Raw genomic sequence first — 20,694 nt, forward strand, 5'->3', positions numbered from 1 at the left:
CAGAATACGGAAATACGAATCACGTTGAATACCTTCAGTACACAGGCACCCGGAAAACTCGCGAGCACTTCACCCGAGAGTGATCGAAAGCCCCGGCTATGGCTTTGGTCACAGGCGATTCTTGATTCTCTTGCCTGGACCGTGGCCCTGTTACTGGCAGTGTTGCTGCGTTATGAGCTGGATATTGGCCTCATTAACTTCGCCGGTCTGGCGGCACTGGTGGTTGTGGCCGTGGCCACCCAGCTCATTGCCGGCTGGTACATGGCCCTCTACCGCGGGCGCTATACCTTTGGCAGCATCCACGAGGCCCGTGTACTGGTTGCCGTCACGCTGATAGTGGCGGTTGTCACCAGCATTTTCTTGTCCATCTTTATCAATGAAATCCATGTTGCCCGTTCCGTGGCCGTCATTGCCTTCCCCTTTGCCGCTCTGACCATGGCCGCCGTACGTTACGCCAAGCGTTTGTACGTGGAGGGCAAACCGATGTTCGGGGATGAAGCCCAAAAAACCCTGATCTACGGAGCAGGGTTTCTCGGTAATTCGCTGGTGACGCGCATGGTTCAGGATCCGGAATCCCCGTACGTGCCTGTGGGCCTCATTGATGATGACGCCGCCAAGAAGCACTTACGCTTAAGTTCAGTTGGGGTGTTGGGTAGCGGCAAGGACATAGCTGAGATCATCAAGCGCACCAAGTCAACCGTGATTGTGCTGGCCATCGCCCACCTGAGTGCCAAAAGGATCCGGGAAATCTCCGACAGCGTTTCCGGCCTAGGTGTGAAAGTTCTGGTTCTGCCACCTCTGCAGGAAATGCTCAGCCCCGACACCAATAAAGACAACCGGGGCGGGCTCACCGATTTCCGCGAGATTGATGTTGCTGACCTCATTGGCCGCACCCCTGTGGAAACCCAGGTGGAACTCGTGGCCGGTTACATCAGGGGTAAACGGGTGCTGGTGACGGGGGCCGGAGGTTCCATCGGGTCGGAGCTTTGCCGCCAGCTGCACGGCTTTGAACCTGCCGCCTTGATCATGCTGGACCGTGACGAATCCGGCCTGCAACACACTCAACTCTCCATTGAGGGCCACGGCTTGTTAGATAACAAGGACATTGTGCTGGCGGATATCCGCGACGGCGAGGCGATGGCGAAAATCTTTTCAGACAGGCGCCCCGAAGTGGTGTTCCATGCCGCAGCGCTCAAGCACGCGCCCCTGTTGCAGATGTATCCGGACGAGGGCTGGAAAACCAATGTTTTGGGCTCGCTGAACGTTCTTGAGGCCGCCCGCAGCGTGGGTGTTGAAACGTATGTCAACGTTTCCACCGACAAGGCGGCCAGCCCCACCACTGCACTGGGCCACTCCAAACGTGCGGCAGAGAAGCTCACCTCCTGGATGGCTCAGGAGACGGGCATGCGCTACGTTTCGGTCCGCTTTGGCAATGTTATTGGCAGCCGCGGCTCCATGCTGCCCTTGTTCACAGACCAGATCAACAAGGGCGGCCCGGTGACGGTAACCCACCCGGATGTGACGCGCTTCTTCATGACCATCCCTGAGGCCTGCCAGCTGGTCATCCAGGCTGGCGCTATTGGGCACGGCGGTGACGTGTTGATCCTGGACATGGGTGAACCGGTGCGCATCATGGATGTTGCAGAGCGCATGATTGCGATGTCCGGCCGTGACATCAAGATCAAGATCACTGGCTTGCGCCCCTCGGAGAAACTCCACGAACAGCTCACAGGTGATGACGAGATTCAGAATCCTGACGGTCACGCCAAGATTTCCCACACGCAGGCCCGTCCCTTGGCCCCGAAGGACCTTGATCTTGGCCTGTGGCTCCAACGCTGCGAGGACGAAGCCGGGCCGGATGCGCCCAGCATTGACGAGTCCGACGGCGACGTTGCGGGCGGTGTCTGATGGAACTCTGGGCACAAATAACCGTTGGCGCAGTAGCCCTGGTGCTGGCCCTGGTGCTGCCGTTGTTCGTGCGCCCGCTGCTGGCCCGGGCCGGGGTTCTTGACGTCCCCAACGAGCGTTCCTCCCACACCGTACCCACCATCAGGGGTATGGGAATTACAACTGCGGTAGCCTTGCCCGCCGCTGTTCTGGTGGCGGTGTTCCTGCCCCAAGGCAAGACGGGGTTACAGGGGTCATTGACGCTGGTGGTTATTCTCGTCGTGGTACTGGGTGCCGCAGCGATTGGCTGGATTGAGGATATTCGCGGCCTGTCGGTGAAGATCAGGGCCGGGCTACAGCTGCTTCTTGGCGGTACGGCAACGGCTGTGGTGGCCATCCTTGACCCGGGCCAACAACAATTGTGGCTGATTCCGGCCGGTGCCCTTGCCGTTGCCGCCTACGTCAATGTCACCAACTTCATGGATGGTATTAACGGAATATCCGGCACGCACGGCCTGCTGGTGGGTGGCTTCTATGCCTATGCCGGCTTCATGACCTCCCATGACTGGTTGGTCTATGCGGGTATTGCCATCTCCCTGGCCTTTGCCGGATTCCTGCCGTGGAACCTGAGCCGCAACAGGGTGTTTCTTGGGGATGTGGGCAGTTACCTGTTGGGTGCCGCCATCGCCATCACGGCCATGTGTGCGTTCCTGGCGGGAGTTCCCGTGGAATATATTTTCTCGCCCGTACTGATCTATTTGATTGATACCTTCGTGACGTTCCTGCGCAGGCTCCTGGCGGGGGAGCGCTGGTATGTGGCACACCGCCAGCACGTCTATCAGCGCCTGGTCATAGTGGGCCTGAGCCACATCCAAGCCACACTCGTAGTTGCTGCCGCAACCATTCTTGTCAGCTTTCTGGGCATCGCCGCGGCACAAGGGCATGAAGTGGTTCAGATTCTGGCCACCGCGGCCGGCTTTGCGGTGGTCCTGGCGTATCTGCGCACTCCAACCCTCTTCCAACGCTTCCTGCGTAAAATCAAAGAGCGCTCCTCCGCGGACGGCACACCAACAAGCACCGGCCAGGACTGAAAGGACCCGTATGGCGGAGAACCATGCACGTCAAATTCAAGTTCTATCTCGTGTAGAATTTCCTGTGGTGACATTCACTCTGCCCGCTGTTCAGCGAGGCACCTTGCCCCAACCACTTCCCATGATGGAGTTCCCATGAAGGACACAAGCGCCCACCATAGCGCTGCGCGCAGGCCGTTGACGGCCTCCGGTCCCACTGCGAGCCCCAGCTGGAATATCTTGAAGAGGTGCCTGCTGGTGGACGGTATTGCCGTCCTGATCATGGTGGTTGTTGCTTATGTTTTCACGGATGTTCACGGCGTCTTAAGCGTGCTGTTCGGCTCCCTTTTGGTGATTGCCTTTTTTGGCTTGAGCCTGCTGGTGGGCCACTTGTTCAGCAAGCGGATGCCAGGTGCTGTCATGGGTATCTTCGTGATGACGTACTTTGTCAAAGTGGTGGGATTCGCAGCGGTGTTATTTGCGCTGGGAACCCCCACTTGGCTAAACAAGTCCTGGTTCGCTGGGGCGGCCGTGGCGGCTGTGCTGCTATGGCAGGCCACTGAAGTGATCATCTTCAGCAAACAGCGTTTTCTCATCTTTGATGAATCCGCGGTGGAAGGCTCCCCGGCTGGGACAGCAACCACTCCGGACGTAACAAAGGATGTTGCCGATGACTAAGAAGACGCCCGACTCCGGCAAACCCGACCATGTGGTAATTCCACCTGCTTCTAATGCCGAAAAGCTGGACTACACCTACATTATTGGCGGAATCCTGCTCTGGGGTTTGATAGGGTGGGGACTGGACTTTTTGTTGGATACTGGCTGGCTATTGTTCGCTGCATTGCCCGTTGGGGCGCTTTGCGGATATTTTCTAGCCAGGCATCATCAAAGGCATGGCCGCCTAGATGATGACAAGAAGCAATGAATCCCACCATCAGACTTTCCTACGGTGCTAACCATCTTTTGATGGACCGCCACACTTGCCCTTTGACCGAAACTGCAGAGAGGACAGCGCGTTGACCGCGTTTGCGCTTCCGATGGCCTCGAATGACGGTGGCTTCGTTCCACCGACAATTAGCGATACCCACCTCCCCGACATCCTTCCCTGGATGACCGATTACGGCACTGGGCTCGGCAAGCAGATGATCATGATCATCTTGTCGGTGGTGTTGATCGTCTGGTTCTTCAAGGCTGCGATCCGAAATCCGAAACTGGTTCCGGGACGGGTCCAGTTCTTCGCCGAAGGCTTCTACAGCTTCGCCCGCAACACTGTTGGCCGCGACATCATGGGTGAGAAAAACTTCCGCCCGTGGGTGCCGCTGCTCTTCTCAGTGTTCCTATTTGTGCTGCTGAACAACATCTTTGGTGCCATTCCGTTCCTGCAGCTTCCTTCCTTCTCACACGCTGGTAGTGCTTATGCCATTGCCTTGATTATCTACTTCACGTGGATTGCTGTGGGTGTGCAGAAGCACGGCATTCGTTACTTCAAGCTGGCAGTGGTCCCCACTGGTGTTCCTGCTTGGATTCTGCCGCTGCTGGTGCCGTTGGAAATCATCTCCAACTTTATTGTCCGCCCGCTGACGCACTCATTGCGTTTGATGGCGACAATGCTGGCAGGTCACATGATTGTGGTTCTGGCAGGTAGCGGCGCCCAGTACCTGATTGTTGTTCAGGACAGTATCCTGCTCAACGCAACGGGTGTGGCCGTGATTGTTGGCTCCATTGCCATGTACTTCCTGGAACTGTTGATCATGGTCCTGCAGGCCTTTGTTTTCACCCTGCTGACCGCGATCTACATCCAGGGCAGCCTGGAAGCAGATGCGCACTAAAGTTTCCCCCTAGCATCACCCCTATTTTTTCTCGAATACAAGAATCACCTCACAACCTGCCGGCACAACGCCGGTATCTTGAAAGGAACAAAACAATGCACGGCTCCCTTAATATGATTGGCTACGGCCTGGCGGCTATTGGTTCGGCTATTGGCGTGGGCATGATCTTCGCCGCTTACATCAACGGTGTGGCCCGTCAGCCGGAAGCTCAGCGCATCCTGCAGCCCATCGCCCTGCTTGGCTTCGCCCTTGCAGAAGCACTGGCTATTCTTGGCCTGGTATTCGCCTTCGTCGTTGGCGTCTAGTCCAAAGACTCCTTGTTCCCTCTTGTTAGGGGACGAACTGTTCATGGACGAATATCAGATTAAGGATAAGTGAGAAATGGTTACCGCAGCAGTAATTCTCGCTAGCGAGGGTGCAAACCCGCTCCTGCCTAACTGGTGGGAAGTTCTAGTCACCGCTGTAGCTTTCGCTGTCCTGCTCTTTGTGGTGAAGAAATACATCGCCCCGATCTTCGAGAAGTCATACACGGACCGTGTAGAGGCTATTGAAGGCGGAATTGAGAAGGCAGAAGAAGCGCAAGCTGAAGCTAACGCCCTCTTGGAGCAGTACAAGGCCCAGCTCATGGAAGCCCGCACGGAAGCCAATGGCATCCGTGAAAGCGCCCGTGCAGAAGGTGCCCAGATTCTGGCCGATCTGAAGGCGAAGGCTGCAGAGGAATCTGCACGCATCACCGCCCAAGCTCAGGTTGCGATCGAGTCCGAGCGCGTGGCCGCAGTGAACTCCCTCCGCAGCGAGGTTGGCACTTTGGCTACCGCGCTGGCAGGCAAAATCGTAGGCGAAGCCCTCGATGATGATGCACGTTCCAACCGGGTTGTTGAGCGCTTCCTGGCAGATCTGGAAAACCAGTCGAACGCGGGTGCAACGAAGTAATGGCAGGTGTATCGAGCAAGTCATTGGCAGCGGCTCTTGAGTCGCTGGAACCCAAGCTGGCCACTGCGTCCATCGCATTGGCGCAAGATCTCTTTGCAATCTTGGGACTTCTGGACAGCAACGCCGGCCTGCGCCGCGCCTTGACCGATCCCACTCGCGAGAGTGCGGACAAGGCTGCACTGGCCACCAAGCTCATTGCGGGAAAGGTCAGCGCAGAAGCTCAGCTTGTTTTCTTGGAGCTGGTTGCCGCACGTTGGAGCTCGGCTCGTGACCTGGGCGATGCACTGGAAACCTTGGCAGCAACGTCAGCGATCGCGGTTGCTGAAGGTCAAGGTGGCGGCTCCGCCAGCTTGAATGCTCTTGAAGAGGAACTCTTCACGTTCATTCGAGTTGTTGGGTCCAGTCATGATCTGCAGCGCGCATTTGATGATGCACAGGCAACGGGGAGCGCCAAGAGCGTTTTGGCGCAGAAGGTTGTTCCCCACGCCAGTGCTGTCTCAGCGTTGCTGATCCGCCAAGCTGTTGCAGCCCCCCGCGGGCTCAAGCCCACGGCCTTGGTACAGCGGTTCGTGGAATTGGTGGCCAAACGCCAGCAGCGTTGGATTGCCTACGTCAGTGTCACTCGTGACCTGAGCGCAGAGCAGACCGCACGCTTGCAGGCCGGCTTGAACAAACTCTATGGTCGCGATTTGAAGCTCAATGTCAATATCGACCCGACATTAGTCGGCGGAATCAAGGTTGTTGTGGGGGCCGAGGTTGTTGACGCAACCGCAGCGACCCGCCTGGCCGAGCTTCGCCGCCGGTTGGCAGTTTAGAAATCCTTCACAGGGTTTCAACAGCCAGTCCACAACTGACTGAATCAAAAATTTAGGTTTCCGGCACACATTTATTTAGCTGGCAACCACAACTTAGGAGAGCAGGGACTGCAGATGGCCGACTTGACCATCAATGCCGACGACGTCCGCAATGCCTTGAATGAGTTCGCAGCGTCCTATGAACCGGGCAACGCAGAGCGCGTCGAGGTTGGCCGCGTCACCACCGCAAGTGACGGCATTGCCAAGGTAGAGGGACTTCCCTCTGTCATGGCCAACGAGCTTCTTCGATTCGAAGACGGCACACTGGGCTTGGCCCAGAACTTGGACACTCGCGAGATCGGTGTTGTTGTCCTTGGCGACTTCGCCGGCATCGCCGAGGGCCAGCAGGTTCACCGCACCGGGGAGATCCTCTCCGTGCCGGTGGGCGATAAATTCCTGGGCCGTGTGGTTGACCCCTTGGGTCAGCCCATGGATGACCTGGGTGAGATTGAAGCCGAAGGCCGACGCGCCTTGGAACTTCAGGCACCCGGTGTCACCCAGCGCCAGTCGGTTACCGAACCGCTGCAGACCGGTATGAAGGCCATTGACGCCATGATCCCGATCGGCCGTGGCCAGCGTCAGCTGATCATTGGTGACCGCCAGACGGGCAAGACGGCCTTGGCCGTTGACACCATCATCAACCAGAAGGCCAACTGGGCTTCTAACGATGTCAAGAAGCAGGTTCGCTGCGTTTATGTAGCAATCGGCCAGAAGGCGTCCACCATTGCAGCTGTCCGCCAGACCTTGGCTGACAACGGTGCCTTGGAATACACCACCATCATTGCCTCCCCGGCATCTGACCCGGCTGGTTTCAAGTACTTGGCTCCTTACACCGGTTCGGCCATTGGCCAGCACTGGATGTACTCGGGCAAGCACGTTCTGATCGTCTTCGATGATCTCTCCAAGCAGGCCGAAGCTTACCGCGCTGTCTCACTGTTGCTGCGCCGCCCGCCGGGCCGCGAGGCATACCCGGGTGACGTGTTCTACCTGCACTCCCGCTTGCTGGAACGTTGTGCCAAGCTCTCAGACGAGCTCGGTGCAGGTTCAATGACCGGCTTGCCGATCATTGAAACCAAGGCCAATGACGTCTCGGCCTACATTCCGACCAACGTTATTTCCATCACTGACGGCCAGATCTTCTTGCAGTCTGACCTCTTCAACGCCAACCAGCGCCCCGCAGTGGACGTAGGTGTCTCTGTGTCCCGCGTTGGTGGTGCTGCACAGGTCAAGGCCATGAAGAAGGTTTCAGGTACGTTGAAGCTTGAACTGGCTCAGTACCGCGACATGCAGGCATTTGCCATGTTCGCCTCCGATTTGGATGCCGCTTCCAAGCAGCAGCTGACTCGTGGTGCACGCTTGATGGAACTGCTCAAGCAGGGCCAGTACGCACCGTTCCCGGTGGAAAACCAGGTTGTTTCAATCTGGATGGGCACCAACGGCTACCTGGACAACGTCCCGGTAGAAGATGTACGCCGCTTTGAGACCGAATTCCTTGAGCACCTGCGTCTGCGCACGTCAGTTCTGACCACGTTGGCTCAGACCAACTTGCTGGAGCCTTCGACTGTTGACGCACTCAAGTCCAACATCGTTGACTTCAAGAAGGGCTTCTTTGGGGATGGTGACGACCATTTGGTCGGCGCCGGACGCGAAGAGTTCGGTGCGCTTGCCGCCGAGGATGTCGACCAGGAAAAGATCGTTAAGCAGAAACGCTGACACCATCCTTTGAATAGCTTGCCGGCCCCGCGGGGCCGGCAAGCTAAACAAGGATAAGGAAAGGACAAACATGGGAGCCCAGATCCGGGTCTACCGCCAGAAGATCGCCTCGACCACGTCGATGCAAAAGATCTTCAAGGCGATGGAACTGATCGCTACGTCCCGCATTGGAAAGGCACGCTTGCGTGTTTCGGCTTCATTGCCGTATTCCAATGCGATCACCCGTGCCGTTTCTGCCGTTGCGTCCCAGTCCGAGGTCGACCACCCGCTGACAACCGAGCCGGATTCAATCCGTCGGGCTGCAGTGTTGGTCATGACTTCCGACCGTGGTCTTGCCGGTTCCTACTCCGCCAGCGTTTTAAAGCAGGCAGAGCACCTTATCGAATTGCTGCACGAAGAAGGAAAAGACGTCACGACCTACCTGGTCGGCCGTAAGGCACAGGCGTACTTTGACTTCCGTGGCCGCGATTACGCGAAGGTATGGACCGGTGGAACCGATGCGCCGGAATTTGAAACTGCACGTGAACTTCGCGAGGCTTTACTTGCGGATTTTGCCACTGACTTTGAAGAGGGTGGCGTGGATGAAATCCATGTCGTTTACACCCAGTTCAAGTCAATGGTTGTTCAGGAGCCGACCGTAATTCGTCTGTTGCCGCTGGAAGTTGTTGAGGAAGAAGTTCAGTCCTCAACCGACCTGTTGCCGCTGTACGAGTTCGAGCCGCAGCCCGAGGACGTCCTTGACGCCCTGCTGCCGCGGTACATTGAGTCACGCATCTTCTCAGCACTTTTGCAGGCGGCAGCTTCCGAGCTTGCAGCACGTCAGCGGGCCATGAAGTCTGCGGGCGATAATGCCAACGATCTGATCAAGAAGTACACGCGTCTTCGTAACAACGCCCGGCAGGCTGAAGTTACGCAGGAGCTCTCCGAGATTGTTGCGGGCGCCGACGCGCTCAACGCGTCTTAGCAGCCCAATTCATACTTATTCAATGCCATCTACACAAGTGAAGTGAGAGAGATGACTGCCCAACTCAACGAGCAGGGAACCGCAGCGAAGGCCGGTGCCACAGGCCGCATTGCGCGCGTTATCGGCCCGGTTGTCGACGTCGAATTCCCGGCTGACGGCATTCCCGCTATTTACAACGCACTCACCACCGAGATTACTCTCAACGGTGAGACAAAGACCATTACCTTCGAGACCAGCCAGCACCTAGGAGACGGCGTTATTCGCGCCATCTCCTTGCAGGCCACCGACGGACTTGTCCGCGGCAGTGTCGTGAAGGACCTTGGTAGCCCCATCACCGTGCCTGTTGGCGACGGCGTCAAGGGTCACATCTTCAACGTCCTGGGCGAACCCCTGGACGTAACGGATGCAGAGCTCGATTACACCGAGCGCTGGTCCATCCACCGCAAGCCCCCGGCATTTGCCACTCTCGAAGGCTCCACGGAGATGCTCGAGACTGGTATTAAGTCAATTGACCTTCTGACCCCCTACATCAAGGGTGGAAAGATCGGCCTCTTCGGTGGTGCCGGTGTTGGTAAGACGGTTCTGATCCAGGAAATGATCACCCGTGTTGCTCGTAACTTCGGTGGTACCTCGGTATTCGCCGGTGTTGGTGAGCGAACACGAGAAGGTAACGACCTTTGGGTGGAAATGGAAGAGTCAGGTGTTCTCAAGGACACTGCTCTAGTTTTCGGCCAGATGGATGAGCCGCCGGGAACGCGTTTGCGCGTAGCCCTGTCAGCTTTGACCATGGCCGAGTACTTCCGCGATGTGCAGAACCAGGACGTGTTGCTCTTCATTGACAACATCTTCCGTTTCACACAGGCCGGTTCCGAGGTTTCCACACTGCTGGGGCGGATGCCTTCAGCCGTGGGTTACCAGCCCAACCTGGCTGATGAGATGGGTCTCCTGCAGGAGCGCATCACCTCAACCAAGGGTCACTCGATCACGTCCATGCAGGCCGTTTACGTACCTGCTGATGACTACACCGACCCGGCCCCGGCCGCGACCTTCGCCCACTTGGATGCGACCACGGAACTTTCCCGTGAAATCGCTTCACGTGGCCTGTACCCGGCCATCGATCCGCTGACTTCAACCTCGCGTATCCTTGACCCGCAGTACGTGGGTAAGGCTCACTACGACACCGCAGTGCGTGTCAAGCAGATCCTTCAGAAGAACAAGGAACTGCAGGACATCATCGCGATCCTCGGCATTGACGAGCTCGGCGAAGAGGACAAGATCGTTGTGGCTCGCGCCCGCCGTATCCAGCAGTTCCTCTCGCAGAACACCTACACGGCCAAGCAGTTCACCGGCGTCGAAGGCTCCACGGTTTCCATCGCGGACACCATTGAAGGCTTCACTGCTATCTGCGACGGCGACGTGGACCACATTGCCGAGCAGGCGTTCTTCAACATCGGCGGTATGGATGATGTTGAGCGTCAGTGGGCCAAGATCCAGGAATCGACGAAGTAATCATGGCTAACCTCGAAGTTGAAATCGTAGCTGCGGACCATTTTGTCTGGTCCGGTGCAGCGACCCTCGTCAAGGGGTTCACCAGCGAAGGCGAGATCGGCATTTTGCCCGGTCACACCCCGATGCTCGCGGTTTTGGCGCCGGGCTTGCTGGAGATCGCTCCTGTGGACGGATCCCGCTTCCTTGTTGAAGTGGACGGCGGCTTCTTCTCGGTTGATAGCAACCGGGTTGTCATCGTTGCTGACAATGCGCAGTTGAAAGACAGCGCAACGTCAGGCGCAGGGATTCGCTAGCAATCAATTGATGAACGAACTCGGTATGCCGTTCATCGTGCTGGCAGGATTGCTCCTGCTAGTTGTTCTATCATTGTGCCTCTTTGGGGTGCGTCGCTTGGTTTTGCGACGCACCCTGGGCACCTTTGACACCTCCATGTGCCTGCGTTCAAATCGCTGGGCCATGGGGGTTTGTCGTTATCAGGAGTCAAATCTTCAGTGGCTGAGGACATTGTCTTTGAGCCCGATCCCAGTAAAAACCCTGCAACGGAACAAGATTGTGTTGGTGGGCCGCCGCGATCCTAGCGAAGCTGAGCTGACCCGGGTTCCCCCCTCCACCGTGATTGTGGTGCTGGACTATGACGGCGCAGAGATCCTGCTCGCCATGAAATTCGGTGCTTACACCGGCCTCTCCTCATGGCTTGAAGCTGGTCCACAGCCCGGCATGAACACCTGGCGCTAACTCCCAGCGCTCTCCCATACTTTGGCGCTAACATCACTGTGCTCCTGCATTTGGCGGGCGTAAGTCTCAATAGAGTGCGGCGGCAGCATGCAAACAGTTCAAAATCTTAGCCTCATTAGCGGACCCATCCCCGTGCTGTTCGGCGTTCTCGGGGTAGCCGCCGTGCTTTTTCTGCTCTTTCGCCGATCGTGGCGCTGGTGGCTGTTTGCCCTGGCCGCCGCAGCAGTGGCCCTGCTGGTGGGCTTCGGTAGCTCGTGGCTGGTGATTTACGTCCTCTACTGGTGGCCGGAGGATCTGCCCACTGCTGTTGCCCTGTATGTTGCGCTCATGGTGTGGGCCCTGCTCATGGGAAGCGCGACGGCGTATGCCAGCTTTCGCCGTCGCCGGCCAGTGAGTGCGCCTGCCGAGCGTGTGCCTGCCGAGCGTGGGGGAACGAGCCGACAATTACGGCGAGCCGTTTCCCCTATGCGTGGCACTTTTGCCGTGCTGGCTGTTGCCGTGGTGGCTGCGGTGGTGGGCGTTGGCATCAACGCCGATTTTGGCCAGTATCCAACCCTTGGCAGCCTCATGAAGTCAGAGACTGAAATCTCCACGGCCGTGCTGCCCAAGCCGCACCAGGGCCAGGAGTCTCGTTTCATGAAGAGCGCCGTGTCAACGCGGTGGACGCCCCCTGCAGCGATGCCCGTGCGAGGCACCGTGCGTTTGGAGCCCATACCCGGGACTATTTCGGGCTTCAAGGCCCGCAAGGCCGTGGTGTATCTGCCTCCGGCCTACTCTGAGGCACAACGGCCGGTATTGCCCGTACTGGTTATGGTGAGCGGCCAGCCGGGGTCACCGGAATCGTGGCTGAGCTCCACGGGCTTAGTCAACCAACTTGACGCCTATGCCGCCTCTCATGGTGGGCTGGCACCGATTGTGGTGATTCCGGATCCCAATGGCAGCACACAGGGAAATACAATGTGCATGGATTCGAAGCTGGGACAGGCTGATAGCTACATGTCCATGGATGTGCCGACGTGGATCAGATCCCATCTTGAGGTAGATACCAACCCTGCCCATTGGGCGGTGGGCGGGTTCTCCTATGGAGCCACCTGCTCCTTGCAGATGGTCACCAGGCATCCGCAGATATACCAAACGTTCATGGCGATTTCCCCTGAACGGGAACCGGCCCTTGCCGTGAACCGGTCATTGACGGTGGATCGAGCTTTCAACGGTGACACGGCTGCTTTTGATGCGCTCTTGCCACTGACGCTTATGGCACACAACACGTACCCGCAGATTCATGGCTGGTTTGCGGTAGGAAACGCTGATACCACGTATTCTGCCAATGTGAAGGTACTCGAAGCGGCAGCCAGCAAGGCCGGCATGAGCGTAAAAAGCGCATCCTACCCGGGAGGGCATTCCTGGGCTGTAGCCGATGCCGCCCTGCCTCAGGGGTTGGCGTTCGTCTTTGCCCGGGTTGGTCTTCCATGACCTTGGTGGGGGCGACCACGAAGTCTGGGTGGGCCAGCCGCATGACGCCTGCGGTGCTGGGATGGGTGCGGCGGGCACCATTGAGCACGGCCTTGATGGCAACCATCATGGTGGGGCACGTGGCCTCGGGCGCCTTCCTAGCCAGGTTGCCAGGGCTCATGGCACGTAATTGGGGCTTTCAGCCGGCTGATCTCAGTGATGGTCGCTGGTGGAATATTTTCAGCACGCTCTTTCTCAGTTCCAGCACCGCCGCCATGGTGTTGGGAATCGCCGTAGTGGCCGTGGTGGTGGGGATTTCCGAATTCACTGTGGGTACCCTGCGCACGGCCGCACTTTTCTGCGCAATCCAAGTGGCCGCCGTCGTACTTTATACGGTGATCATTGGGCTGGGCAGCACGCTCGGTATAGATTCCCTGGAGGGAGTGGATCAGGCAACACTGCTGGGTCCGTTTGCCGCCTCCGCCGGGACGCTGATGGCGGCAAGTCAGGGAATCTCACTGTTGTGGAGGCGCCGTGTGCGGGTCTCGATCCTGGCCACGGCGCTCATGCTCAGCGTGTATGTGGGGCATGCCCAGCACCTCTTCATCCTTGTGGCGGCCCTGATTGGGCTCGCCGCCGGAAAGGTGTTCTTCAAGGCCGCCGGCCGTGGAGGGACCAGGCGGTCAACAAGTCATGAAATACGCACCATCTTGGCCCTGGTGGTGGCCGTCTTTGCGGTAGGGCCGCTGGCCGCCGCACTGGCACACGTGGCGGTGGGGCCCCTGGCGATGCTGCGCACCTGGATCACCAACCAAGAACCCACACTTTCGCAATGGCAGGGCAGTTGTCATGTGGCTAATGCCGCCTGTCAGGGGATGGTCAAGGACCTTGGACTTTTTGGCTCCGGCGGTCATTTACTGGCACTGATGCCGATGCTGTTGCTGCTGGTTTGTGCGGAAGGACTGCGCCGGGGCAGCCGCCTGGCCTTGTGGGTGGCCGTCTATTTCCACCTGGTTATTGGACTGGTTTCAGCTGTCTACTTCCAGGTCTTTGCCGGGGTGGGCCTGTCATTGCGGCGCGGCCACCGCAGCCTGAGCATCAACGAATCAGTGTGGGAGTTACTGCCAGTCGTTCTCATGCCCCTATTGATCGCCGTATTCTTGATCATCTTTCGCCGGCATTTCCGCGTTGAAACAGATCCAGTGCTGCGGCGCCGGGCACTGATTTACTTGCCGTTGCTGTTGCTTGCCGTGGTGACGCTCTACACGGTGGCGTGGTTGGCCGAGGGGAATCTGGAGGACGGTGTGGGACTGCCCGCCCTGGTAGCGGCCATTCCACGGATCGTGCTGCCCTATCCCTTTCCTTTTAGCTATGCCGCGAATATTTATCCGCACGGGTTCTTTTCCCAACTCCTGTTCAGCTTTGGTGGGCTGGTGTTGTGGCTGGCCAGCACCGTGAGCATTCTGGCACTGTTTCTGAGCAGGCGTCTGCACAGCGGAGGTGTAGACGATATTGCGGCGGCGAAGGCCTTAGTGCGCAAGGGAGGAGATTCCCTGTCATGGATGAGCCTGTGGGCCAAAAACCAATACTGGTTCAACAGCGCCGGGACAGTGGCCGTGGCGTACCAGGCGCACCGAGGGGTTGCGCTTACAGTAGGCGGGCCCATTGGGGAACCTGCGGACTATGAGTCTGCCGTGGATCAATTCCTTGATTTTTGTGCCGAGGAATCTCTCACCCCCTGCTTTTATTCCGTCAATGAAGCTCCCGCCGCCATGCTGGAGCAGCGTGGCTTTCGAGGAATTGTTGTGGCTGCTGAAACGCTCCTTGACGTTCGCAGCATGGACTTCAAGGGCAAGGACTGGCAAAACGTCCGCACTGCGCTGAACAAGGCGGCAAAACTGGAAATCACTGCGCAATGGTGCCATTACGGGGAACTGACCACAGGGCAGCGCACACAGATCCACGAGATTTCCGAGGACTGGGTCTCCGGCCAGGCGTTGCCCGAGCTTGGCTTCACCCTGGGAGGACTGGAGGAACTTAAGGATGAATCCGTCCAGCTGGCCTTGGCCATTGACGCCACCGGGCGGATTCACGCCGTCACAAGCTGGCTTCCAGTCTTTTCCCACGGCGAGGTAGTCAGTTGGACCCTTGACTTCATGCGCCGCAACAGCGGCTCCTTCAATGGCGTGATGGAATACCTCATCGCTCAGGCTGTGCAGCATTTTGCGCTCACGGTCGATTACATTTCCCTCTCGGGTTCGCCCCTGGCTGGTTCGCCACGCTCAGGTTCGCCGCGCTCTGGGGCGGCCCATGTGGGTTCGGCCCTGGCGATGCCGGCCGGGCCTGGCGATGCCGTTGCCTCAACGGCTGCGCCATCACCTGCTGTGCCTTCACCTGCTGGAACCGTTGCTGACGGGCAGGAAAACACCCTGGCGCGCATGCTGGAACTGCTGGCCCGCACCCTGGAACCGGTCTACGGGTTCTCTTCCCTGGCCAATTTCAAACAACGTTTCAAACCACGGCACAGGTCCTTGTACTTGATGTATCAGGACCCGCTCTCGCTGCCTGCCATTGGCTGGGCCGTGGGCGAGGCTTACCTGCCCAATGTTTCAGTGCGGTCGTTGACCAAGCTCTTGCGCCGGCAATAATAGCGCTGGCAATAGCGGCCAGCAATAACGGCCCCCGGCGCTATTGCCGGGGGCCGCTAAAGTTCTGGTACGTGCCGTTCTAGTGCGTGCCGTTCTAGCGCGAGCTAGAACACATCAGAGCGTGGTGACGCCGGTGGCCTGGGGACCTTTGCTGCCTTGACCAATTTCGAACTCCACCCGGGCATTTTCATCCAAGGTCTTGAAACCGCCACTTTGAATTTCTGAGTAATGGACAAACACATCGCCCTCGGCGTTGTCCGGGGTGATGAAGCCGAAGCCCTTTTCAGCGTTGAACCACTTGACGGTTCCCTGTGCCATTGATTTCTCCTTGTGATGAACGTTCATGCTGTACCGCTATATGTACCGCATAAGGCGCCGAGGCAGTTGCTCCCGAGCCTCGTTTAGCATGACATGCGTCACATTCAAGGTCAATGAATGCTACTAAAGAGTCGCGATTGTTAACTAGCGCAGCCAGAGACCTGCACGCATGACGCGCTGCAGCTCCAGATCGGCATTGACAATGAGCACATCGGCCCGTAGCCCGCGGCGCAACGACCCCACTTCATCCGTGAGCCCCAACACCGCGGCAGGGACCGAGGTGGCTGACTTCAGTGCATCCGCAAATTTCACTCCGGCTGCTGTGGTGCGGCGCAGCACATCCAACAAGGTGGCGGTGCCTCCGGCAATGGAGCCGGTTGCATCCAGTGTGGCTACACCATTGGTGACAGTGACAGGGGAAGGGCCCAGCATGTACTGGCCGTCAGCGAGCCCCGCAGCGGCCATGGAATCGGTGACCAACAGGATGTTCTCCGCGCCCACAATCTCAAACACCATCTTGACCGTTTCTGGGTCCAGGTGGGTGTTATCGCTAACAAGTTCGACGGCAGCATTCCCAGCTTTGGCGGCCCGCAGGCACGCGGCAACAGGACCGGGGGAGCGGTGGTGCATGGGAGGCATGCCGTTGAAAAGGTGGGTGACAGTGGGTCGTCCGGAGACGCCGTCGAACCCGGTGGAATCCAGGCCCTCCCGGGCCTGCTCCAGAGAGTTCGCAGCCGTCACGGTGTCGGAGTCCGTGTGGCCTACAGATGGGGTGATGCCGTGGCTGGTGAGCAGGTCAACCAGTTCCGGGGCGCCGGGCAATTCAGGGGCGTACGTCATGGTGGTGATGGTGCCGCGGCCAGCTTCAATGAGGGAAGTCATGAGCTCTAGGTCCGGGTCCAGGAGGAACGCCGGATTCTGGGCGCCACAGCGTGCGTGGGAGAGGAAGGGCCCTTCCAAGTGGATACCGGCCAGGAGGCCCTCGGCCGTCATATCAGCATAAATGCCGATGCCTTTGATGAGGTCTTCAGGGGATGCTGTGACCATGCTGGCCAGCAGCGTGGTGGTGCCGGCGCGGTGGAGGAAATCTACGGCAACCCGGGCGGAGGCTTCGTTTCCGCTGGGGAAGTCTCCTCCGTTGCCGCCATGATTGTGCACATCAACCAGGCCAGGGATCAGGCGCTGCCCAGCGGGTAAGGAAATAATGTTGGCAGCATCCATATCACCCGCGCCAAAACCGGGTTCATCGAAGTGGTCGGCACGGCCGGCGTACAAAATCCTGTCTCCTTCGATGGCGAGCAGTCCGCCCTCAATGACACCGTGGTCAGTGACAACGGCACCTTGAATCAGGTATTTGGTGGACGCGGGCGCGGAGCGTGGATCAGTCATGGCTTCAAGTCTAGTCAGGAAGGGGGGAAAACTTCTCTAAAATAGGCGTGAGGCGCTGTCATCCACGCCGCGCATGGCGTCGTAATCGAGAGTTTTGCACTCAATGCCTCGGTCTGTGGCGAGTGTTTTAGCCTGCGGCTTGATTTGCTGGGCAGCAAAGATGCCCCGCACGGGGGCTAACAAGGGATCACGGTTGAGCAGTTCCAGGTAGCGTGTCAACTGCTCCACCCCGTCAATGTCACCGCGCCGCTTAAGTTCAATGGCTACCGTGGCCCCGGCCGAATCGCGGGCTAAAATATCCACCGGCCCGATGGCCGTGAAGTACTCCCGGCGGATCAGCGTGAAGCCTGCGCCGAGCAAATGAATTTGCTCGGCCAACAGCCGTTGCAGGTCCGCTTCCACGCCGTCCTTGATGAGGCCCGGGTCGGTACCAAGATCGTGGCTGGAATCATGGAGCTCTTCGTAGATGTTGATGATGAGCTGTTCATCAGCTTTGGTGGATTTCACAATCCACTGGGAGATGACACCGTCTTCAAGTTCGGCATCCTCCGGTCCCACAATCCGCAGAGTTGCCGGCGGGCTCATCCAGTTCAGCGGCTTGTAAGAGCCGCCGTCTGAGTGCACCAGCACGGAACCGTCAGCCTTAACCAACAGGAGCCTTACGGCGAGGGGAAGATGGGCTTTGAGGCGTCCGACGTAATCGACGGAGCACTTGGCAATCACTAAACGCACGCCTGTCATTCTAGCGGTTGCCGGACCGTGATGGGCCCCAGGCCCGCTGAGGTGCGGCACAATGGAAGCATGCCCCGCTCGAACCACCCACGCCGCCGCACCTCCGCCGTCCGCGGCTCCAGCCAGTCTCGGGGACGCGGAGCCCAAGGTACCGGGCAGTCGGCGGGCGATGATGACGGCTTTGACCTGAACCGGGCCCGCCTGGGTATCGCCACAACGGAGTCAGCCTCGGACGGTCTCTGGACGGTTCGCACCATCACTGCCGGTAACGCTCAGAAGTCCTACACTTGCCCTGGCTGCCACCATCCCGTGAGCCCCGGCACTGCGCATCTTGTGGTGTGGCAGGAAGATGCCCTTTTTGGCGTTGAGGCAGGCTTGCGCGATCGCAGGCACTGGCACACCAACTGCTGGCGCGGGCGGAATTACAAATACCGGTAGGCTCAGGGGCATGGTTTTTGATCCCGCTTCCCTTGATTTTATTGATTCCGGAGTAGTTGCCCCGGTCCGTGCCTCCACGATCTTGCCGGCCGTGCGCGAGAACATTGAACTGACCACGGCTGACGGACTGACTCTGGTGGGTGAATTGGCCTTGCCGGCCGACGGCGTCGTCCGGGCCACCTTGATCACGCTGCACCCGCTGCCTACACATGGCGGCTTCATGGACTCGCACGTGTACAAGAAGGCCTCCTACCGGTTACCGGCGCTGGCGGGGATTGCTGTGTTGCGGTTCAACACCCGCGGCACCGCCTCTGCGCGAGGCACGAGTGAGGGGAGCTTTGACGAGGGTCTTGGCGAACGCCTCGATGTTGAGGCTGCGGTCCAGTTCGCTGTAGACCGCGGCCTGCCCAACCGCTGGCTGCTGGGCTGGTCCTTCGGCACCGAGCTGGTGCTCAAATACGGTGCGGTAGCCCCAGTGGCGCAGCAGGTGGAGGGGGCTGTGCTGCTCTCGCCGCCACTTCACCGGGCCGCTGATTCGGATTTGCTTGCATGGGCCGCGTACGGCAAGCCACTGACCGTGCTTGTGCCGGAATTCGATGACTACCTGCAGCCGGAAGCTGCCACGGTCCGGTTCGCCTTAGTACCCCAGGCCAAGCTCATAGCTGTTGACGGTGCCAAGCACTTGTGGGTGGGGGAGAAGTACGCTGCCCGAGCCTTGAATGAAATTGCTTCGAGCGTCTTGGGCACTGACGTGGAGTTGTCCACACAATGGCACGGACCCGTGGCGGCGCTTCCCGTCTAATATGCGCCTGGGTTTTGGCGCTTGAATTCAAGAAGGAGGGGCGGATTCCCGCCCCTCCTTCTTGCTTCTGTAAGATCAAAAAAACGATCTCTGCCCAGAGGTGAACTTTAGTTCTCGTCCTGCCGGGCTATGAAGACTTCTCTCACCAGCAGCATCACCGCAGCGGCCGTGGGGATCGCAATCAGTGCGCCCAGAACACCGAGGAGTGTGCCACCGGCAATCACCGAAATAACGGCAACGGCGCCGGGAACCGCCACGGCCTTTTGCATGATGCGCGGTGAGATGAAGTACGCCTCAAACTGCAGGTAAGCAAAGTAGCAAATGGCGTAAATGACGGCAGTCTGCCAACCCGCTGTCAGGCTGACGGCGATCACCACAATCGCCGCGATCATGCCTCCCACCAGTGGAATGAATGCCAGCAGCGCCACAACAAAGGCCAGCAGGACGCTGAAGGGGATGCCGAGAATGCTCATGACGATGAAGGCAAAGGTGGCGTTGAGTACGGCCACGCACACCTGACCTATGACGTAATTGCCCACGCCGCGAGTGATTTCCTCGCTCAACTCTTCAACACGGGAGCGCTGTGAACGGGGTGCAAGGCGGTAGCCCCACTTCTTGATGGCAGGCAATGAGGCTAGAAAATACAGGCTCAGGACCAGCACAATAAGGGTGCCAAAAAGTGCATTAGCAATAGTGGTGCCAACACCTAGTACTCCGCCAAAAATACCGCCCACAGCTTGTGCGTCCTGGAAAAACTTGGCTACTTGCTCGTTGATCGTGTCAAGGACGTGGTACTGGACATCAAGTTGTTTGAAAAAATCCGAGTTGAGGAAGTCCTTGATCCATACCGGAGCCTTATTAATGAGCTGGGTAGTCTGCTCAACAATGGTAGGAATCAATGTGGCGAAGAACAACGCCACCACACTAAGCAGAGCAAGCAGAACCACAACTATTCCCAGAGGGCGCGGGACCTTGCGCTGCTCGAGCCAGCGGACCACTGGGTCCAACCCCAAAGAGATGAACAAAGCTGTCACAATCCACAACAGTAGGGATTGCGTGTTCGCCAGGATAGAGCTCAGAAACAAGGCAATGCCAACGCCCACGGTTCCCATAAAGCCAAAGTAAATAGGATGGCGGACCAAGCTGCCCCCGCTGGAACCTTCGTTGTTGCTCATGGGCGCGCCCGGTCCGCTCGGAGCCATCGGCAGGTCAAAGCGCACGCGAGGCTGTGCACCCGGAACCGGCTGCCGGATTTTGTCCGCCACCCAGCTGCGCCAACCCCGTTGAGCTGGTTTTGCTTCGAGGGATATTGAGGCGGCCGATACCGCAACGGGGGCGGCCAACGTGGGGTTTGCTTCACCCTGCTCTTGGCGTGTTTCATTCCCGCCCTGAAGCGGAGCCGGAGTGGTTTCTTCCGGGAG

The 20,694-nt window shown here is 58.6% G+C and carries 21 protein-coding genes; 17 read left to right on the plus strand and 4 right to left on the minus strand.

All coding sequences use genetic code 11. The annotated features are described in order from the left end of the window. Positions 1–141 precede the first annotated feature (141 nt). The 15 genes from RY113_RS01775 to RY113_RS01845 all read left to right on the plus strand — a co-directional run bounded on the left by RY113_RS01775 (position 142) and on the right by RY113_RS01845 (position 15,594). The gene (locus tag RY113_RS01775; protein ID WP_315913100.1) at positions 142–1,908 is read left to right on the plus strand and encodes a nucleoside-diphosphate sugar epimerase/dehydratase; all 1,767 of its coding nucleotides are present in this window, start codon (positions 142–144) and stop codon (positions 1,906–1,908) included. Next, positions 1,908–2,978, plus strand: coding sequence for a glycosyltransferase family 4 protein (locus RY113_RS01780; RefSeq protein ID WP_315913101.1), 1,071 nt, complete (start codon positions 1,908–1,910; stop codon positions 2,976–2,978). The genes RY113_RS01775 and RY113_RS01780 overlap by 1 nt, the downstream gene beginning before the upstream one ends. 135 nt (positions 2,979–3,113) lie before the next feature. Beyond that, positions 3,114–3,635 carry a hypothetical protein gene (locus RY113_RS01785; protein ID WP_315913102.1) on the plus strand — a complete coding sequence of 174 codons (522 nt, stop codon included), beginning with the start codon at positions 3,114–3,116 and terminating at the stop codon, positions 3,633–3,635. Next, positions 3,628–3,882 (plus strand): hypothetical protein, encoded by a 255-nt coding sequence (locus RY113_RS01790; RefSeq protein ID WP_315913103.1) that lies wholly within the window; start codon positions 3,628–3,630, stop codon positions 3,880–3,882. Before RY113_RS01785 ends, RY113_RS01790 begins: the two co-directional genes overlap by 8 nt. 91 nt (positions 3,883–3,973) lie before the next feature. Continuing rightward, entirely contained in the window at positions 3,974–4,786 is an 813-nt protein-coding gene (gene atpB / locus RY113_RS01795; RefSeq protein ID WP_170120969.1) for a F0F1 ATP synthase subunit A, read from the plus strand. A gap of 95 nt (positions 4,787–4,881) precedes the next feature. Beyond that, on the plus strand, positions 4,882–5,091 hold the full coding sequence (locus RY113_RS01800) for an ATP synthase F0 subunit C (protein ID WP_233911837.1): 210 nt from the start codon (positions 4,882–4,884) through the stop codon (positions 5,089–5,091). 76 nt (positions 5,092–5,167) lie between these two features. Beyond that, complete coding sequence (locus tag RY113_RS01805) at positions 5,168–5,719, plus strand: F0F1 ATP synthase subunit B (RefSeq protein WP_110106635.1); 552 nt, start codon at positions 5,168–5,170, stop codon at positions 5,717–5,719. Further along, positions 5,719–6,534: a F0F1 ATP synthase subunit delta gene (locus RY113_RS01810; RefSeq protein WP_110106636.1), complete on the plus strand. Its 816-nt coding sequence runs from the start codon at positions 5,719–5,721 to the stop codon at positions 6,532–6,534. The genes RY113_RS01805 and RY113_RS01810 overlap by 1 nt, the downstream gene beginning before the upstream one ends. A gap of 114 nt (positions 6,535–6,648) precedes the next feature. Next, positions 6,649–8,286, plus strand: coding sequence for a F0F1 ATP synthase subunit alpha (gene atpA / locus RY113_RS01815; RefSeq protein ID WP_315913104.1), 1,638 nt, complete (start codon positions 6,649–6,651; stop codon positions 8,284–8,286). Positions 8,287–8,356: 70 nt separating this feature from the next. After that, entirely contained in the window at positions 8,357–9,250 is an 894-nt protein-coding gene (locus RY113_RS01820) for a F0F1 ATP synthase subunit gamma (RefSeq protein WP_110106638.1), read from the plus strand. A 51-nt stretch (positions 9,251–9,301) separates the two neighbouring features. After that, a complete protein-coding gene (gene atpD, locus RY113_RS01825; RefSeq protein ID WP_110106639.1) occupies positions 9,302–10,759 on the plus strand; it encodes a F0F1 ATP synthase subunit beta in 1,458 nt (485 codons plus the stop codon). Positions 10,760–10,761: 2 nt separating this feature from the next. Then, positions 10,762–11,052, plus strand: a complete 291-nt coding sequence (locus RY113_RS01830) for a F0F1 ATP synthase subunit epsilon (protein WP_110106640.1) — start codon at positions 10,762–10,764, stop codon at positions 11,050–11,052. A gap of 25 nt (positions 11,053–11,077) precedes the next feature. Continuing rightward, the gene (locus tag RY113_RS01835; RefSeq protein WP_315913355.1) at positions 11,078–11,494 is read left to right on the plus strand and encodes a DUF2550 domain-containing protein; all 417 of its coding nucleotides are present in this window, start codon (positions 11,078–11,080) and stop codon (positions 11,492–11,494) included. An 87-nt stretch (positions 11,495–11,581) separates the two neighbouring features. Beyond that, complete coding sequence (locus RY113_RS01840; RefSeq protein WP_315913105.1) at positions 11,582–12,967, plus strand: alpha/beta hydrolase-fold protein; 1,386 nt, start codon at positions 11,582–11,584, stop codon at positions 12,965–12,967. Positions 12,968–13,008: 41 nt separating this feature from the next. After that, complete coding sequence (locus RY113_RS01845; protein WP_315913106.1) at positions 13,009–15,594, plus strand: DUF2156 domain-containing protein; 2,586 nt, start codon at positions 13,009–13,011, stop codon at positions 15,592–15,594. 114 nt (positions 15,595–15,708) lie between these two features. On the opposite strand, the gene RY113_RS01850 is transcribed toward RY113_RS01845, so the two are convergent. From RY113_RS01850 to nucS, 3 genes are all read right to left on the minus strand, one after another. Beyond that, positions 15,709–15,912: a cold-shock protein gene (locus RY113_RS01850; RefSeq protein WP_110106644.1), complete on the minus strand. Its 204-nt coding sequence runs from the start codon at positions 15,910–15,912 to the stop codon at positions 15,709–15,711. 144 nt (positions 15,913–16,056) lie between these two features. Beyond that, positions 16,057–17,301, minus strand: coding sequence for an N-acetylglucosamine-6-phosphate deacetylase (locus RY113_RS01855; protein ID WP_315913107.1), 1,245 nt, complete (start codon positions 17,299–17,301; stop codon positions 16,057–16,059). 36 nt (positions 17,302–17,337) lie between these two features. Next, complete coding sequence (gene nucS / locus RY113_RS01860) at positions 17,338–18,033, minus strand: endonuclease NucS (protein ID WP_315913108.1); 696 nt, start codon at positions 18,031–18,033, stop codon at positions 17,338–17,340. Between the two features lie 69 nt (positions 18,034–18,102). Here nucS and RY113_RS01865 point away from each other — a divergent pair, with 69 nt between their 5' ends. Together RY113_RS01865 and RY113_RS01870 are read left to right on the plus strand one after the other, a co-directional pair. Further along, positions 18,103–18,471, plus strand: a complete 369-nt coding sequence (locus RY113_RS01865) for an ATP/GTP-binding protein (protein WP_110106646.1) — start codon at positions 18,103–18,105, stop codon at positions 18,469–18,471. A gap of 10 nt (positions 18,472–18,481) precedes the next feature. Beyond that, positions 18,482–19,273, plus strand: a complete 792-nt coding sequence (locus RY113_RS01870; protein ID WP_315913109.1) for an alpha/beta hydrolase — start codon at positions 18,482–18,484, stop codon at positions 19,271–19,273. A gap of 107 nt (positions 19,274–19,380) precedes the next feature. On the opposite strand, the gene RY113_RS01875 is transcribed toward RY113_RS01870, so the two are convergent. Next, positions 19,381–20,616: an AI-2E family transporter gene (locus RY113_RS01875; RefSeq protein WP_396334196.1), complete on the minus strand. Its 1,236-nt coding sequence runs from the start codon at positions 20,614–20,616 to the stop codon at positions 19,381–19,383. Positions 20,617–20,694: the final 78 nt, after the last annotated feature.

Source organism: Arthrobacter sp. lap29 (assembly GCF_032458965.1).
GTDB lineage: Bacteria > Actinomycetota > Actinomycetes > Actinomycetales > Micrococcaceae > Specibacter > Specibacter psychrochitiniphilus.